Source organism: Halomonas sp. KM072, from assembly GCF_050710315.1.
GTDB lineage: Bacteria > Pseudomonadota > Gammaproteobacteria > Pseudomonadales > Halomonadaceae > Vreelandella > Vreelandella hamiltonii.
In genome coordinates, this window is sequence record NZ_CP136132.1 from 1,075,900 (window position 1) to 1,090,153 (window position 14,254).

Annotated in this window: 19 protein-coding genes; all 19 read left to right on the forward strand. The window is 58.7% G+C overall.

The genetic code is table 11. The features are described from left to right. Positions 1 to 9 precede the first annotated feature (9 nt). The 19 genes from RVM26_RS05025 (at position 10) to recO (ending at position 14,172) form a co-directional block, all read left to right on the forward strand. Positions 10 to 609, forward strand: a complete 600-nt coding sequence (locus tag RVM26_RS05025) for a hypothetical protein (RefSeq protein WP_498941217.1) — start codon at positions 10 to 12, stop codon at positions 607 to 609. After that, the gene (locus RVM26_RS05030) at positions 606 to 860 is read left to right on the forward strand and encodes a hypothetical protein (RefSeq protein WP_498941219.1); all 255 of its coding nucleotides are present in this window, start codon (positions 606 to 608) and stop codon (positions 858 to 860) included. Before RVM26_RS05025 ends, RVM26_RS05030 begins: the two co-directional genes overlap by 4 nt. Further along, the gene (locus RVM26_RS05035) at positions 857 to 1,147 is read left to right on the forward strand and encodes a hypothetical protein (protein ID WP_498941221.1); all 291 of its coding nucleotides are present in this window, start codon (positions 857 to 859) and stop codon (positions 1,145 to 1,147) included. The genes RVM26_RS05030 and RVM26_RS05035 overlap by 4 nt, the downstream gene beginning before the upstream one ends. Positions 1,148 to 1,214: 67 nt before the next feature. Beyond that, a complete protein-coding gene (locus tag RVM26_RS05040; protein WP_498941223.1) occupies positions 1,215 to 1,973 on the forward strand; it encodes a recombinase family protein in 759 nt (252 codons plus the stop codon). Beyond that, entirely contained in the window at positions 1,970 to 3,607 is a 1,638-nt protein-coding gene (locus tag RVM26_RS05045; RefSeq protein ID WP_498941225.1) for a lambda-exonuclease family protein, read from the forward strand. The genes RVM26_RS05040 and RVM26_RS05045 overlap by 4 nt, the downstream gene beginning before the upstream one ends. A gap of 55 nt (positions 3,608 to 3,662) precedes the next feature. Further along, the gene (locus RVM26_RS05050) at positions 3,663 to 4,022 is read left to right on the forward strand and encodes a YfdP family phage-associated protein (RefSeq protein WP_498941227.1); all 360 of its coding nucleotides are present in this window, start codon (positions 3,663 to 3,665) and stop codon (positions 4,020 to 4,022) included. Then, the gene (locus RVM26_RS05055; RefSeq protein ID WP_498941229.1) at positions 4,022 to 4,816 is read left to right on the forward strand and encodes a DUF2303 family protein; all 795 of its coding nucleotides are present in this window, start codon (positions 4,022 to 4,024) and stop codon (positions 4,814 to 4,816) included. Before RVM26_RS05050 ends, RVM26_RS05055 begins: the two co-directional genes overlap by 1 nt. Positions 4,817 to 4,870: 54 nt before the next feature. Then, the gene (locus RVM26_RS05060; RefSeq protein WP_498941231.1) at positions 4,871 to 5,251 is read left to right on the forward strand and encodes a hypothetical protein; all 381 of its coding nucleotides are present in this window, start codon (positions 4,871 to 4,873) and stop codon (positions 5,249 to 5,251) included. A 38-nt stretch (positions 5,252 to 5,289) separates the two neighbouring features. Then, positions 5,290 to 6,678 carry a DEAD/DEAH box helicase gene (locus tag RVM26_RS05065; protein ID WP_498941233.1) on the forward strand — a complete coding sequence of 463 codons (1,389 nt, stop codon included), beginning with the start codon at positions 5,290 to 5,292 and terminating at the stop codon, positions 6,676 to 6,678. A gap of 10 nt (positions 6,679 to 6,688) precedes the next feature. Continuing rightward, positions 6,689 to 7,567, forward strand: a complete 879-nt coding sequence (locus RVM26_RS05070; RefSeq protein ID WP_498941234.1) for a DNA-methyltransferase — start codon at positions 6,689 to 6,691, stop codon at positions 7,565 to 7,567. A 542-nt stretch (positions 7,568 to 8,109) separates the two neighbouring features. After that, positions 8,110 to 8,376 (forward strand): DUF7352 domain-containing protein, encoded by a 267-nt coding sequence (locus RVM26_RS05075; RefSeq protein WP_498941236.1) that lies wholly within the window; start codon positions 8,110 to 8,112, stop codon positions 8,374 to 8,376. Next, positions 8,373 to 8,606, forward strand: a complete 234-nt coding sequence (locus RVM26_RS05080) for a hypothetical protein (protein ID WP_498941238.1) — start codon at positions 8,373 to 8,375, stop codon at positions 8,604 to 8,606. The genes RVM26_RS05075 and RVM26_RS05080 overlap by 4 nt, the downstream gene beginning before the upstream one ends. Further along, complete coding sequence (locus tag RVM26_RS05085; protein WP_498941239.1) at positions 8,603 to 8,827, forward strand: hypothetical protein; 225 nt, start codon at positions 8,603 to 8,605, stop codon at positions 8,825 to 8,827. Before RVM26_RS05080 ends, RVM26_RS05085 begins: the two co-directional genes overlap by 4 nt. Positions 8,828 to 8,869: 42 nt before the next feature. Then, entirely contained in the window at positions 8,870 to 9,055 is a 186-nt protein-coding gene (locus RVM26_RS05090) for a helix-turn-helix transcriptional regulator (RefSeq protein ID WP_058578047.1), read from the forward strand. Positions 9,056 to 9,185: 130 nt separating this feature from the next. Further along, a complete protein-coding gene (lepA, locus tag RVM26_RS05095; RefSeq protein ID WP_498941241.1) occupies positions 9,186 to 11,000 on the forward strand; it encodes an elongation factor 4 in 1,815 nt (604 codons plus the stop codon). A gap of 14 nt (positions 11,001 to 11,014) precedes the next feature. Continuing rightward, positions 11,015 to 11,818 (forward strand): signal peptidase I, encoded by an 804-nt coding sequence (gene lepB, locus RVM26_RS05100; protein ID WP_039177182.1) that lies wholly within the window; start codon positions 11,015 to 11,017, stop codon positions 11,816 to 11,818. Positions 11,819 to 11,882: 64 nt separating this feature from the next. After that, positions 11,883 to 12,575: a ribonuclease III gene (rnc, locus tag RVM26_RS05105; RefSeq protein ID WP_039177180.1), complete on the forward strand. Its 693-nt coding sequence runs from the start codon at positions 11,883 to 11,885 to the stop codon at positions 12,573 to 12,575. Further along, a complete protein-coding gene (gene era, locus RVM26_RS05110) occupies positions 12,572 to 13,471 on the forward strand; it encodes a GTPase Era (protein ID WP_039177179.1) in 900 nt (299 codons plus the stop codon). Before rnc ends, era begins: the two co-directional genes overlap by 4 nt. Positions 13,472 to 13,479: 8 nt before the next feature. After that, entirely contained in the window at positions 13,480 to 14,172 is a 693-nt protein-coding gene (recO, locus tag RVM26_RS05115) for a DNA repair protein RecO (RefSeq protein WP_287808413.1), read from the forward strand. The last annotated feature ends 82 nt before the right edge of the window (positions 14,173 to 14,254 follow it).

The following is a 14,254-nucleotide window of genomic DNA, read 5'->3' on the forward strand; positions in this document are numbered from 1 at the left end:
GAGAGCGATATGAATTTTAGATATTTTCGCATTACCGAAGGCCCGGTAGTCGATGAAGTGCGCCGCATACTCGCAGAGCGCAAAAAAATATCCGAGCTATTAACTCAGCTTGAGCGGCGCATAGGCGCCAAAGAATCGCGCATCTATAACCATAGTGGGAAGGTTGCTGGCTTTAAGTTTGAGCAAGCACCTGACGTTTACGTTTGGCGCAAACCAGACCGTGACGGCCTTTATATGCCCCGCAAAACCAGCCCTACAGGAAAGGCGCTGCACAAAGAGATTGAAGCGCTTCCGCGCCTACCGAGCATACAGAATGCGCTTACCTTGATCGACCTCCCGCCTCACTCGCCGCTTACGTTTGATAGCGGTCGCTGCTACTTCGCAAGCCTTTACGGCTTCCCTGCAAAAGGTGTGCTTTTCGTTCGCGTGCCTTGGCGGGATATAGATCCAGAGCTGATTGAAGAATATCGGCGCGATAAAGAGACCAGTCATTGCTTCAACGCCGAGTACGAACACGCCATGTGGACGCCCACTCCTGAAATGGTGGAAGTGAAGGAGTGGGAGGTGCTCAAAGAGATGGATAAGGATGCTAAGGAGGTATCGCCATGAACACAGCGCTGAGAGTTCCCGACCAAGCCGCCGTGCGGTACCCGCAGTTCTCGCCCGAAGCGGACATGACGCCGACCGAGCTATTCGAGAACGGCGACTACTGGGCGACCGACTCGCTCATGCGCTGGGCGCGCCAGGAAGAAAACGAGCAGTACATGCTCGACATTTTCGCCGAGCGCAACGCCAGCCACCACCGAGATAGCGCGATTGCGGCATGGGATGCCCAGGTGCGCAAGGGGGAATGGTCGTGAGCGATTGGAGAGTTACTGGCCGCGCTGGCTGGGATGAAGAAACTGGCGATGCCATCTACCACGTCACCAAGGGCAGCAAGAGCTTGAACGCGGCAGACCATTTGGAGCTGGAGGCGTTGCTGGTCGGCACTCAGGAGCGCAACGAGAGCGCCGAGCGTATGGCAGCCGCGCTATCGGAGCTGACCGTTCAGCTTGCTGCCAGCGATCAGGACGGAATGACAGAGCACAGCGACGCATTCTGCGAGGCCCGCGAAGCGCTGGGCGAGTGGCGAGCGCTGAACAAATAAAAGCCCGCTCCTGCGCGAACAGGTAGCGGGCCAGATCAACGTCGAGATCGATCAACGAGGAGTCTATATGAGCAACATCACCCGAAGCAACAACGGCGCAGGTTTTGCGCTGCAACCGTCAACGCTGAATGAGGCGTTTGAAATGGCCAACATGCTATCGGCCAGCCAGATGGTGCCCAAGCACTACCAAGGCAAGCCGCAAGACACGCTGGTCGCCATGATGATGGGGGCCGAGCTAGGCTTGAACCCCATCCAGGCTCTGCAGAACATCGCGGTCATCAACGGCAAGCCCGCCATCTACGGCGACGCGCTGCTCGCCCTGGTGCAGAGCCATCCGAAGTTTGGCGGCCACGAGGAGAGTTTCGACAACGCCACCATGACCGCTACCTGCACGGTTTGGCGCAAGCAGGACGCCAGCAAGCACACCGTGACGTTCAGCCAAGAGGACGCGCAGAAGGCCGGACTGTGGGGCAAGCAAGGGCCGTGGAGCCAATACCCAAAGCGCATGCTGATGTGGCGCGCACGCGGTTACGCCTTACGCGACAAGTTTGCCGACGCCCTGGGCGGCCTGATCACCGTCGAAGAAGCCCGCGACATTCCCGAAGAGCGCGAAATCAACCCGGTGCCAGCGGAGCAAGCGCAGCCCCAGGCACTGCCGCATTACCCCGCCGAGTCATTCGACAGCAACTTTCCGGCATGGCGTGACTTGATCGAGTCGGGCAAGAAGACGCCGGAACAGGTCATCAAGATGGTCAGCAGCAAAGCAGAACTGACCGCCGAGCAGAAAAACGCAATCCTCAACCTAGGCAGCCAGGAGGCCGCATGAACATCCATGACGTGGTTCAAGGTTCACACGAATGGGACGCGCTTCGCGCCTCTTGCTTTACTGCCAGCGAGGCCCCGGCAATGGCCGGAGTCAGCAAGTACCAGTCGCGCTCTGACCTGCTCAAGACGAAATACACAGGCGAGGTGCCGGAGGTAACGCCCGCGCAGCAGCGCATCTTCGACAGGGGCCATGCCGCCGAAGCCAGCGCACGCCCGATTGCCGAGCGCATCATTGGTGAGGAGTTATACCCCTGCACCGCAACGCACGATGACCACGAGTGGATGCTAGCCAGCTTCGATGGCTGCACCATGATGGAAACCGTGATCTGGGAACACAAGCTCATCAACGACGAGTTGCGCACCGCCACGGCTGAAACGCTGGCCGAGCATTACAAGGTGCAGATGGACCAGCAGCTAGCCGTCAGCGGTGCCGAGAAGTGCCTGTTTATGGCGAGTGACGGCACCGAAGACGACTGCAACTACTTCTGGTACACCACCACGCCGGAGCGCATCGCCGCGCTGTTCGCAGGCTGGGCGCAATTCAAGGCCGACCTAGAAGCCTACCAGCCCCAGGCGCAAACGGTCGCACCGCAAGGCGAAGCGCCAGACAAGCTGCCTACGCTCAGCATCCAGATGACCGGCGGCGTGCAAGCCAGCAACCTGCCCGACTTCAAAGCCAAAGCGCTGGCCATGATCGACGGCATCAAGACCGAGCTGGTCACCGACAAGGACTTTGCCGACGCCGACAGTACGGTGAAATGGCTGCAAAAAGGCGAAAAGCAGCTGGAAGAAAGCAAACAGCGCGCCCTTGAGCAGACCGCCACTATTGCCGAGCTGTTCGACACTATCGACGAGCTTCGCGAGACCATGCGCCAGAAGCGCCTGCACCTCGACAAGCTGGTGAAGGCTGAGAAAAACAATCGCCGCGTTGAGATTGAGCGCAAGGCTAAGGAGGCTTTTAGCGACTGGCTTGCATGCCTCAACCAAGTGGTGCCTGTTACGACAAGTCTGGACGTTGCCAACGCCATGAAAGGCAAAAAGACCCTCGCCACCCTGCAGGCCGCCGCCGATGATGAGGTAGCCCGGGCCAAGGTCGAAGCCCAGCAGGAAGCCCAGCGCCTGGCCGACAACAAGGCCCTGATCGAGAAGCACCAGGGCGACTACGCCTTCTTGTTCAACGATTGGCGCGACCTGATCCAGCGAGACGCCGAGTTCATCAAACTGCAGGTCGAGAACCGCATCGCCCACCACAAGCAGGAGGAGCAGAAGCGCCTCGACGCCGAGCGTGAACGCATCCGCCAGGAGGAAGCGGCCAAGGCGCAGCGTGAAGCCGCCGAGGCAGAAGCCAAGCGCCAAGCCGAGGAAGCAGAGAAACGCAAGCAAGAACCGCAGCCTGAACCAGAACCACTGCCCGCCGCTGCCGAGCATAAGCCGCTGGATACCAGCCGACTGAGCGCTGCCGCTGATTCCTACAGCAAGCAACCGGCAACAGCGTCGAAGCCGGAAACAGTCACGCTTAGCCGCGGCGAGTATGAGCAGCTTCTTGCCGACCAAGCCAAGCTGCGCGCCCTGGAGGCCATGGGCGTCGATAACTGGTCGGGCTATGAGCAAGCCATGCAGCAGCTTGCCGCTTAAACCTTCCCCCACCCCGGGGCCAATGGCCCCACCACCCCCACCGAGGTAACACGCAATGTCACACCCAACCGATGTGACCAGGTTCATTGAGGACTTGGATGGCGGCGTATTGGCTGAACGCCTGGGTACTGTTCTGAGCCACGCAGCAGCGGCGGCAACGAACAACCCGAAGAAGAAGGCCAAAGTGTCGATTGATCTGACAATCGAGAACATTGGCTCCGGAAGCAAGGTTGGCGTCAGCCATAAGCTGGCCTTCAAGATTCCGACCGAGCACGGCACGCAGTCGGAAGAACACACTACCGAAACGGTCATGTGCGTGAACACGGGCGGCGAAATGACGCTAGAGCCCAAGAACCAGTTCGACATGATCGGCCACCCCCACCGCGATAAAGACTCGCACCAGGAGAAGCACTGATGTCATTGACCAAAGACGCCCTGCAGCACCTTGAAGCCAGCCACAAAACCGGTACCGAAGCCGCCGAAGGCCACGCGCTGATCGTCGGCGAGGGCTTCAAGCTGGTGGATATGGAGAAGTACCAGGACCATCGCCGCCGATTCCGTGGCCAATTCAAAACCAAGGGGCTGAAAGACTTCATCGCCTATGTGGCAGGTCGCCAGAATGATGCCCCGGTCTTCATCGACCGCGACGCCATGGCGGCTTGCTCCTATCTGGATATCGGCGATAAGTCACTGCCTGGCCACTGCGACCACTCCGCCACGCTGAACCTGCCCAAGACACCGGAGTTCAGCGCCTACCTGAATGCTGACGGTAGCACTTTCGGGCAAGAGGAAATGGTCGAGCTGGTCGAAGACTGGGGCCACCTGCTGGCGTTTGAGAACAGCAAAGGGGAGGCGCTGGAGCGCGGCAAGGTCATTCATGCGTTCCGCAAGGTCAGCCTGGATGACCTGACCAGCATCGAAAGCGACAAGCAGGAGCACTCCAGCCGCGTGGGTGTGATGAATAGCGTCACCGTCAAGAATGCCGACCGCTTGCCCACGGTGATTTACTGGAAGCTCACCCCGTACGAGGGCCTGTCAGAGCGCACCCTGGCAATGCGCGTGTCCAGCAAGACCAAGGGCGGGCCATCGTTTGGGCTGCGCGCTATCGCACTGGACGCAGCCAAGGAAGAGATCGCCGCCGAGTTCGCCAAGCTGGTGACGGACGGCTTGCCGGAAAGCGAATGCTTGTTGGGCACCTTCCAGCCCTGACAGCAGCACCCAACCACAGAGGGCCTTCGGGCCCTTTCTTTTGGAGGCGACGAAATGCCCCGTGGACGGGATTGGACAACGCTGGAAGTGGCGGCGCTGCGCCGTGGCTATGCACGGGGCGTGAGCGCCAAAGAGATCGGGTCAAGCATGGGCCGAACAGCAAAGGCGGTGCGCGTCCAAGCGCAAAAGCTGGGCCTGGTACACAAGCACGCCGACCGCCGCGAATCGGTGCGGCTGTTTGAGGAGCGCCAAGGCAAGCCGCTGCTGGAGGTTGCGCAAGAGTACCGGCGCCGACGGCTATCCCGTGGCGACTTGGCGGCGGATATCGGCATTTATGGCCGGACGCTGCGCAGCCTGTTGCCAGCTGAGCTGTGGCAATCATGGCCACATTACACCGTGGGCCGCCGGTTTGCTGTTGAGCAGCGCAAGCACTAACGCCCCACCTGGGGCTTTTTACTATCTGGGAGGTGAGTATGAACATCGAATACCTAGAGTTCGTTAAGGGTAAAACGAAGCTGGATCAGCCCAGCGGCTTCACGCTTGACCATGACGCTATGGGGTTCGGCGGCATGCAGTTGATGGAATTCCAACGTCACATCGTTAAGTGGGCGCTAAGTCGTGGGCGCGCCGCTGTGTTCGCCAACACAGGGCTTGGCAAGACGGCCATGCAGGTTACATGGGCCGGGCACGTTGCTGAACATACCGGCAACCCGGTGTTGATTGCGGCGCCGCTGTGCGTGGCTCGCCAGACGGTTAGCGAGGCTGCCAAGTTTGGCGTGCACGTTGAATACGTCCGCGAAATGCCCGACGACCCGCAAGGCGTTTACGTCACCAATTACGAAATGCTGGACAACTTCGAGCCTGACGCTTTCGCAGGCATCGTGCTGGATGAATCCAGCATCCTGAAAAACCGCGACGGCAAGACGCGAACCCGCATCATCACTGAGTGGAAGCGATGCCCCTACCGGCTGTCCTGCACCGCAACACCAAGCCCGAACGATTACATGGAGCTGGGCAACCAGTCTGAGTTCCTCGGCATTATGGGCATGGATGAAATGCTAGCTATGTTCTTCACTCATGATGGCGGCGATACCGCTAAATGGCGGCTCAAAGGCCATGGCCGAAAGAAGTTTTGGCAGTGGCTAGCGTCTTGGGCGGTCACCATTCGGATGCCCTCGGATCTAGGCTTTGCCGACGACGGCTACATTCTGCCCGCACTTCACACGCATGAGCATCTAGTTACCTCGCAGTACGGCGACGACATGTTCACCAGCATCGCGCAGAGCCTTACCGAACGACGCCAGGCGAAGAAAGAAACTCTAGGCCAGCGCGTTGCCAAGGTGGCCGAAATAGTCGCTCAAGAGCCTAGCGAACCCTGGCTGATTTGGTGCCACACCAATGACGAAGCCGATCTGCTGCGCAAATCAATACATGACGCAGTGGAAATACGAGGCAGTGACAGTATCGAGCGCAAAGAGCAGGCCATTAACGGGTTTCTGGATGGCAGTATCCGCGTGCTGGTCACCAAGCCCTCTATCGCCGGAATGGGTCTAAACCTGCAGCACTGCGCCCGCATGGCATTCGTTGGCCTGGATGACTCCTTCGAGCAAATGTATCAGGCGGTACGCCGCTGCTGGCGTTTCGGTCAGTCCCGCGAAGTGCACAGCCACATCGTCAGCGCTGAAAGCCTGGGCGCGATTAAGCAGAACGTCGAGCGCAAAGAGGCGCAGATGGAGGAAATGCAGGCATCCATGGTGGAGCACATGGTGGGCATGATGCAGAAAACCGTATCAGCCGCCGCTATCGAGAAAACCGAATACGACCCACAGCACGAAATGATGCTGCCCGCATGGGTGGCCTAGCGAGGCGATCATGAAAGTATTAAATCAAGAGTTTGGGCCCGATTGGGCTATGTACAACGGGGATTGCGTCAGCGTGATCAGCGGCATGCCGGACGCGAGTATCGACTATACGATTTTTAGCCCGCCGTTCGCCTCGCTGTACACCTACAGCAACAGCGACTTTGATATGGGGAACGTTCAGAGCGACGAGGAATTCAGCGAACAGTTCCGTTTCCTGGTGCGTGAATTGATGCGGGTCACCAAGCCCGGACGCCTGCTTTCCTTCCATTGCATGAACCTGCCAGCCAGCAAGGTGCGCGATGGCTACATCGGCCTGAAAGATTTTCGTGGGGAGTTGATTAAGGCGTTTATCGACGAAGGATGGATCTTCCATAGCGAGGTTTGCATCTGGAAAGACCCGGTCACCGCTATGCAGCGCACTAAAGCGCTGGGACTGCTGCACAAGCAGATCAAGAAAGACTCGGCCTTGAGTCGCCAAGGAATCCCTGACTACTTGGTCACCATGCGCAAGCCGGGCGAGAACCCGGAGCCGGTCAGCCATACCAATGAAACCTTCCCGGTTGAGCGCTGGCAGCGCTACGCATCGCCGGTCTGGATGGATATTAACCCAAGCCGCACATTGCAATACCGAGAGGGGCGCGACCCTGACGACGAGCGCCATATTTGCCCATTGCAGCTAGATGTTATCGAGCGCGCCATTGATCTATGGACCAACCCTGGTGACACCGTGCTGAGCCCATTCGGCGGCATCGGCAGCGAGCCGGTCAGCGCGATCAAGATGGGTCGCAAGGCCATAGCGGTTGAGCTTAAAGGCAGCTACTGGGATCTAGCCGTTCGCAATCTTAAAGACGCTCAACAAGAGCCAATGGATATGTTTGCAGGAGCATAATTGTGCATGTATCCAGAAACCACACCGGCCACCGCTGCGGCGAATACCATCAGAAAGCCGTACTATCTGACGCCCAGGTTAGAGCCATGCGCCACGTCGCCAAGTGGCTATCGGGTGAAATTGAAGAAGGCTGCATCGGGCTTGACCTCGGCGGAGAGATATCAGGCCCCACCGGCTGCAGTGACGCTGACAGATGCCGAGTCGCTGGAGAGCGAATATTCAGTGAGGCAGCTCGTATTTGGGAATACAAGTTTGTGCTCGAGGCCCCGCAATGACCCACCAGCCCAAGGGCGGCATGTGCATGGCCTGCCGCCATACCTTCGATGACTGCAGCCGCCTGCCGTTTTCCACCATGCCCGCCATGAGCAAAAGCAAAAATCGCACAATCGTGCGCTGCACGGAGTTTGAGCATGCTCGATCAGCTACCCAACGCCCGCCGCATCGTCGCTGAATCAAGGCGGCGAAGGCTGTGGCGGTTATCGACACGACTGTTTAGAGACTATGGCCGCCAATGAGCGGTTTTTTTCATGCCTGGAGGGTTTATGTGCAAAACAATCTGGAAATTTACGCTACGCCCAATAATCGAGATTGAAATGCCAGAGGGCGCGCAAGTGCTTTCCGTGCACGAGCAGAACGGCGAGCTATGCATGTGGGCTCAAGTGCGGACGGAAAATCCAAGAGTTAAGCGGAAATTTTTCACTTTCGGCACTGGCCACATATTGCCTGATAACAAGCGGCTTAAATACGTGGGTACAGCGTTGCTAATAGATGAAGCACTGGTGCTCCATGTTTTCGAGGAGGATCTATGACAGAGCGTAAGCACTTGGGTCAAATGATGACGGCCAACTGCCCGGTATGCGGCGGCAACGTGGCGTCGGCGTGGATCAATGACGGCGAGACGCTGGACGAGCGCAAGCACATGGTCGGCGACTGGCACCTGCGCGGCTTGTCGATCGACACCATCGAGCGATACGAAGGCGACCCGCTACCGCCGCCGTGCACTGAGCGAGAAGCGCATCGAAAGGAGGCGGGCTCATGAGCACACTACACCAGATATCTCGGGCGCATATCGCAGAGTTAAAGGCTATGGCAGCTAAACGCTCCGATTACAGTACGCGAGTAGAAAAGCTCAACATGCTGCAAAAGGTGAAGGATGAGAATCGCAGCAACCGACGCCTCGGCACCCGTGTAGAGCGACGACTCAACAAGCTGCCGTTTGATCGAATACGGGCGATGGCCCGAGCAATGAACGAACGCTAACAGCCGCCCACGAGGCGGCTTTCTTTTGCCTGGGAGGAAGAAATGTCAGACCAATACGTAAGCACAAGCCAGCTATGCGAACGCTACGGCCGCAGCCGGGACACGCTGCTGCGCTGGCAGAAAAGCAAGGGGTTTCCCAAGCCCGTTATCCAGGGAGGACACGGCGCTGAATCCCGCTGGCGGGAAAGCGATGTTCAGGCGTGGGAGGAGCGGCAGCTTGCGGCATGACGCGCTGTCGCCGCACTCCATAGCACGCCAACCATTTGAACGGTACAATGGAGGAAATCGACACTGAACGCAGCCATGCAAAATCATTTATCGTACATGGCTGCGTACACACCCCGGATTAAATCGGCACATGACCACAGATAACGCTAGTAAGATCAAGAGCATAAGAAACTTCTCCATCATCGCCCACATCGACCACGGTAAATCGACGCTTTCCGATCGTTTGATTCAGACTTGTGGTGGCTTGTCCGAGCGTGAACTGAAGGAGCAGGTGCTCGACTCCATGGATATCGAGCGCGAGCGCGGCATTACCATCAAGGCGCAGTCGGTCACGCTGGACTACACCGCGGCCGATGGTCAGGTCTATCAGCTCAACTTCATCGATACGCCAGGGCATGTGGACTTCTCCTACGAAGTATCCCGCTCGCTGTACGCCTGTGAAGGGGCGCTGCTGGTAGTGGACGCCGCTCAGGGCGTCGAAGCTCAGTCGGTGGCCAACTGCTATACCGCCATCGAGCAGGGCCTGGAAGTCCTTCCGGTGCTCAACAAGATCGACCTGCCCCAGGCCGACCCGGACCGCGTTTCTCAGGAAGTGGAAGAAATCATCGGCTTGGATGCCACCGATGCCTGCCAGGTGTCGGCCAAGAGCGGTATTGGTATCGACGCACTGCTGGAGCGCCTGGTGCGTGACATTCCGCCCCCCAAAGGGGACCCGGACGCGCCCTTGCAGGCGCTGATCATCGATTCCTGGTTCGACAACTATCTCGGCGTCGTTTCGCTGGTGCGGCTGTTCGACGGTACGCTGCGCAAGGGTGACAAGATTCGCATCAAATCGACCGGGCGGGATTGGAACGCCACCGAAGTAGGCATCTTCACACCGCTGCGTAAAGAGACCAATATTCTGCGCGCGGGTGAGGTCGGTTTCGTGGTTGCCGGGATCAAGGAAATTCATGGTGCCCCGGTCGGTGATACCATCACCCACACCAAAACCCCCGATGTCGAACGCCTGCCGGGCTTCCAGAAGGTCAAGCCGCAGGTATACGCCGGTATGTTCCCGGTCAGCGCCGATGACTATGAAGACTTCCGCGATGCGCTGGAGAAATTGGCGCTGAACGATGCGTCGCTGGAGTACGAGCCGGAAAACTCGGATGCCCTGGGCTTCGGTTTCCGCGTGGGTTTCCTCGGCACCCTGCACATGGAAATCATCCAGGAGCGCCTGGAGCGCGAATACGACCTGGATCTGCTCACGACTGCACCCACGGTGGTGTATGAGCTGGGCATGAAAAATGGCGACATCAAATACGTCTCCAACCCCTCCAAACTGCCGGACATGGCCGACGTCGACGAGATGCGCGAGCCCATCGTGCGGGCCAGTATTCTGGTGCCCCAGGAGTACGTGGGCAACGTGATTGCCGAGTGCGAGCAGCGCCGTGGTACCCAGCTGGACATGCAGTTTCTGGGCAACCAGATTCAGCTCACTTATGAGCTGCCGATGTCGGAAGTGGTCATGGACTTCTTCGATCGCCTGAAGTCGATTTCTCGCGGTTACGCGTCGCTGGAGTATAACTTCGAGCGTTTTGAAGCCGCCAAGCTGGTGCGTCTGGACGTCTTGATCAATGGCGACAAGGTAGACGCGCTGGCGGTCATCATCCATCGGGATCATGCCCACACCCGCGGCCGTCTGCTGGTGGAGAAGATGAAAGAGCTGATTCCGCGGCAGATGTTCGACGTGGCCATCCAGGCTGCCATTGGCGGGCAGGTGGTTGCTCGTTCTACGGTGAAGGCTCTACGTAAAAACGTCACGGCTAAGTGTTACGGCGGCGACGTCAGCCGTAAGAAAAAACTGCTGGAAAAACAGAAAGCCGGTAAAAAACGGATGAAACAGGTGGGGCGTGTCGAAATTCCCCAGGATGCCTTCCTTGCTGTGCTCAAGGTCAACGACTAGGGACTCGACCTCACATGGATTTTTCATTATTACTGGTACTTGCCGTCGTACTCTCCGGGGCCATCTTTCTGCTGGATGTGCTGGTGCTGCGGCCCAAGCGCCGTGAGCGGGTGGCCACTGCCGAAGCCGCCACGGTAGACGGGCTGGACGATGCCAGCCGGGAAAAGCTTCTCAAGGAGCCCTGGCCGGTCGACTACTCTCGCTCTTTCTTTCCCGTGTTGCTGGTCGTACTGGTGGTGCGTAGCTTCATCGTCGAACCGTTCCAGATTCCCTCGGGTTCCATGAAGCCGACGCTGGAAGTAGGCGACTTCATCCTGGTGAACAAGTTTGCCTATGGCCTGCGCCTGCCCGTGGTGCACCACCGCTTTCTGGAAGTGGACGACCCGGAGCGTGGTGATGTCATGGTGTTTCGCTTCCCTGACGAGCCCTCGGTCAATTTCATCAAGCGCGTAGTGGGCCTGCCCGGCGACCGTGTTCGGTATGAAGGCAAGCAGCTCTATGTGAACGGCGAAGCAGTCAGCAAGGTGCTGGTCGAAGAAGGCCCGGCCTTGTCTCCCCAGCAGCTGTTGCTCGAAGAGCAGCTGGGTGAAGTGAGCCATTTCATTTATAACAATCCGCGTGATCCTGGCCCGCAAATGCGTGAGGTCGTGGTGCCGGAAGGGCACTATTTCACCATGGGCGATAACCGTGATCACTCCAACGATAGCCGCTACTGGGGCTTTGTTCCGGAAGAGAACATCGTCGGGCGCGCCTTTGCAGTCTGGATGCACTGGGATGGTGGTTTGCCCAGCTTCAGCAGTGTGCGGCGCATCGAATGAAGCACCTGCTAAGCAACAAGGTCAGCGTGGTTATTTTGTATAACGTCAATGACGTAGGAGCATCGTGAGCAATTCCTTAACCGCTTTTTGCCGACGAATCGGCCATACCTTTGGCGACCCAACGCTACTGGAACTGGCCATGACCCATCGCAGCTATGGTGGTCGCAACAATGAGCGCCTGGAATTTCTGGGTGACTCTATCGTCAACTTTGTCATTGCCGAAGCGCTGTTTCAGCGCTTCCCCCAGGCGCGTGAAGGCCAGCTTTCTCGCCTGCGCGCGCGTCTGGTCAAGGGGCAGACCTTGGCCGAGCTGGCCCGTGAAATGTCGTTTGGCGAGTGCCTGCGACTTGGCTCGGGAGAGATGAAAAGCGGCGGTCACCGCCGTGAATCCATCCTGGCCGATGCCGTCGAGGCCGTGATCGGGGCCATCTACCTGGATGCAGGTATGGACGCCGTGCGTGACCGAGTACTGGCCTGGTATGCGGAGAGGCTGGAAAACATCTCTCTTCAGGATACTCAGAAGGACCCCAAAACGCGCTTGCAAGAGTTTCTCCAGTCACGCCAGGCCGCGTTGCCTCGCTACGAAGTGGTCTCGGTCAAGGGCGAGGCGCATGCCCAGACGTTTACCGTGGAGTGCTATATCGATCTGTTGAGCGAGCATACCACTGGTAAAGGTCCTAGCCGCCGACATGCAGAGCAACAGGCGGCGGAAGAAGCTCTGTCCTATCTTGAACAACCCCCTGGAGACAAATCATGAGCCAAACCTGCGGATTCGTGGCCATCGTTGGCCGTCCCAACGTAGGCAAATCAACCCTCATGAACCGGATTCTGGGGCAAAAGATCTCGATTACCTCTCGGCGGCCGCAAACTACCCGCCATCAGGTGATGGGTATCAAGACCGTCGATGAGACGCAGTTCATTTACGTGGACACCCCGGGCATGCACATCATGTCCAAGGATCGCAACAAGGCGATCAACCGATTCATGAACCAGGCAGCCACCCAGGCGCTGCGTGACGTGGATTGTGTCGTCTTCATCATCGATCGTACGCGCTGGACCGAGGAAGACCAGGCGGTGCTCAAGCGTCTGGAGCATGTCACGGCGCCGGTGATTCTGGCAGTGAACAAGGTCGACCGCCTGCAGGACAAGGCCGACCTGCTGCCCTGGTTGGCGGAGGTGGGGGCACGGCGTGAATTTGCTGCCGTCATCCCCATTTCAGCGAAGCACGGCACGCAGGTCGAAGCGCTGGAAGATGAGGTGGCCAAACACCTGCCAGAAAGTATTCACTTCTTCCCTGAAGACCAGATTACCGACAAGAGTCTGCGCTTCATGGCCGCCGAGCTGGTGCGCGAAAAGGTCATGCGTCAGCTGGGCGACGAGCTGCCCTATCAGATGACCGTCGAGATCGAGGAGTTTCGCGAGACCGAGCGGGTGACCCATATCAGCGCGTTGATTTTGGTGGAGCGCCAGGGCCAAAAAGTGATTCTGATCGGTGAAAACGGCGATCGGATCAAGAGTATCGGCCGAGAGGCGCGGCTGGACATGGAGCGTGCCTTGGGCACCAAGGTCATGCTCAACCTGTGGGTCAAGGTCAAGCGAGGCTGGTCGGACGATGAGCGTGCCTTGAAGAGCCTGGGTTACGACCTGGATTGAGCGCGGCCATGACCCCCGAGCCTGCCTTTCTGTTGCACCGCAAGGCGTATCGGGAAACCAGCGCGCTGGTCGACCTGCTGACGCTCAACCACGGGCGCATCCGTGCGGTGGCTCAGGGCGGGCAGCGCCCCGGTTCGAAATCGCGCCAGCGTTTGCAACCCTTTACACCGCTGTTCATCGCTTGGCGCGGAGAGCGTGAGCTGAAGCGGCTGACCTTGATGGAGTCCCGGGGACAGACCGCGCTGCTGGCGGGTGAAGGGCTGTTGTGTGGCCTTTATGCCAATGAAATTGCCACCCGCTTGCTGCCGCTGGAACTGGCATCCGCGAATGTGTTTGCCTTTTACAGTGCGCTGCTGGAGGCGCTTCCGGTGCCCGCCGCGCGCGGGTTGGCGCTGAGACGCTATGAGTGGGCGCTACTGGAAGCCCTGGAAGCCACACCGCGCTTCTGCACGCCTCAAGGTGCCTCTCTGGACCCTCACGGGCGCTACCGATTCGAGGCGGCCAGTCGTGCATTCTTGCCCGCCGTGCGGGGGATCGACGGCCGCGCCTTGCGCTATATCGAGCAGGGTGACTGGGAATCAGAGAGCCTGGCCAGCGCCTTGAAAGCGCTCATGCGAGCAGCGCTGGCGCCCCACCTGGGGGCAGTGGCACTACGCTCGCGAGAGCTGATGATGGATTTGGCCCGTCGCCGTCAGCGCTAGGCGGGCCTCTCTCATACAAGCAATTCTCAGAGAAGTAATACTCAGACAAGCAATGATGGCCTCTGTGTGCCATCCAATGGAG

What these genes read in the sequence shown, in the direction of transcription:
- RVM26_RS05025 (WP_498941217.1), top strand. Translation starts at nt 10, where the DNA reads ATGAATTTTAGATATTTTCGCATTACCGAAGGCCCGGTAGTCGATGAA.
- RVM26_RS05030 (WP_498941219.1), top strand. Translation starts at nt 606, where the DNA reads ATGAACACAGCGCTGAGAGTTCCCGACCAAGCCGCCGTGCGGTACCCG.
- RVM26_RS05040 (WP_498941223.1), top strand. Translation starts at nt 1,215, where the DNA reads ATGAGCAACATCACCCGAAGCAACAACGGCGCAGGTTTTGCGCTGCAA.
- RVM26_RS05045 (WP_498941225.1), top strand. Translation starts at nt 1,970, where the DNA reads ATGAACATCCATGACGTGGTTCAAGGTTCACACGAATGGGACGCGCTT.
- RVM26_RS05050 (WP_498941227.1), top strand. Translation starts at nt 3,663, where the DNA reads ATGTCACACCCAACCGATGTGACCAGGTTCATTGAGGACTTGGATGGC.
- RVM26_RS05055 (WP_498941229.1), top strand. Translation starts at nt 4,022, where the DNA reads ATGTCATTGACCAAAGACGCCCTGCAGCACCTTGAAGCCAGCCACAAA.
- RVM26_RS05060 (WP_498941231.1), top strand. Translation starts at nt 4,871, where the DNA reads ATGCCCCGTGGACGGGATTGGACAACGCTGGAAGTGGCGGCGCTGCGC.
- RVM26_RS05065 (WP_498941233.1), top strand. Translation starts at nt 5,290, where the DNA reads ATGAACATCGAATACCTAGAGTTCGTTAAGGGTAAAACGAAGCTGGAT.
- RVM26_RS05070 (WP_498941234.1), top strand. Translation starts at nt 6,689, where the DNA reads ATGAAAGTATTAAATCAAGAGTTTGGGCCCGATTGGGCTATGTACAAC.
- RVM26_RS05075 (WP_498941236.1), top strand. Translation starts at nt 8,110, where the DNA reads ATGTGCAAAACAATCTGGAAATTTACGCTACGCCCAATAATCGAGATT.
- RVM26_RS05080 (WP_498941238.1), top strand. Translation starts at nt 8,373, where the DNA reads ATGACAGAGCGTAAGCACTTGGGTCAAATGATGACGGCCAACTGCCCG.
- RVM26_RS05085 (WP_498941239.1), top strand. Translation starts at nt 8,603, where the DNA reads ATGAGCACACTACACCAGATATCTCGGGCGCATATCGCAGAGTTAAAG.
- RVM26_RS05090 (WP_058578047.1), top strand. Translation starts at nt 8,870, where the DNA reads ATGTCAGACCAATACGTAAGCACAAGCCAGCTATGCGAACGCTACGGC.
- lepA (WP_498941241.1), top strand. Translation starts at nt 9,186, where the DNA reads ATGACCACAGATAACGCTAGTAAGATCAAGAGCATAAGAAACTTCTCC.
- lepB (WP_039177182.1), top strand. Translation starts at nt 11,015, where the DNA reads ATGGATTTTTCATTATTACTGGTACTTGCCGTCGTACTCTCCGGGGCC.
- era (WP_039177179.1), top strand. Translation starts at nt 12,572, where the DNA reads ATGAGCCAAACCTGCGGATTCGTGGCCATCGTTGGCCGTCCCAACGTA.
- recO (WP_287808413.1), top strand. Translation starts at nt 13,480, where the DNA reads ATGACCCCCGAGCCTGCCTTTCTGTTGCACCGCAAGGCGTATCGGGAA.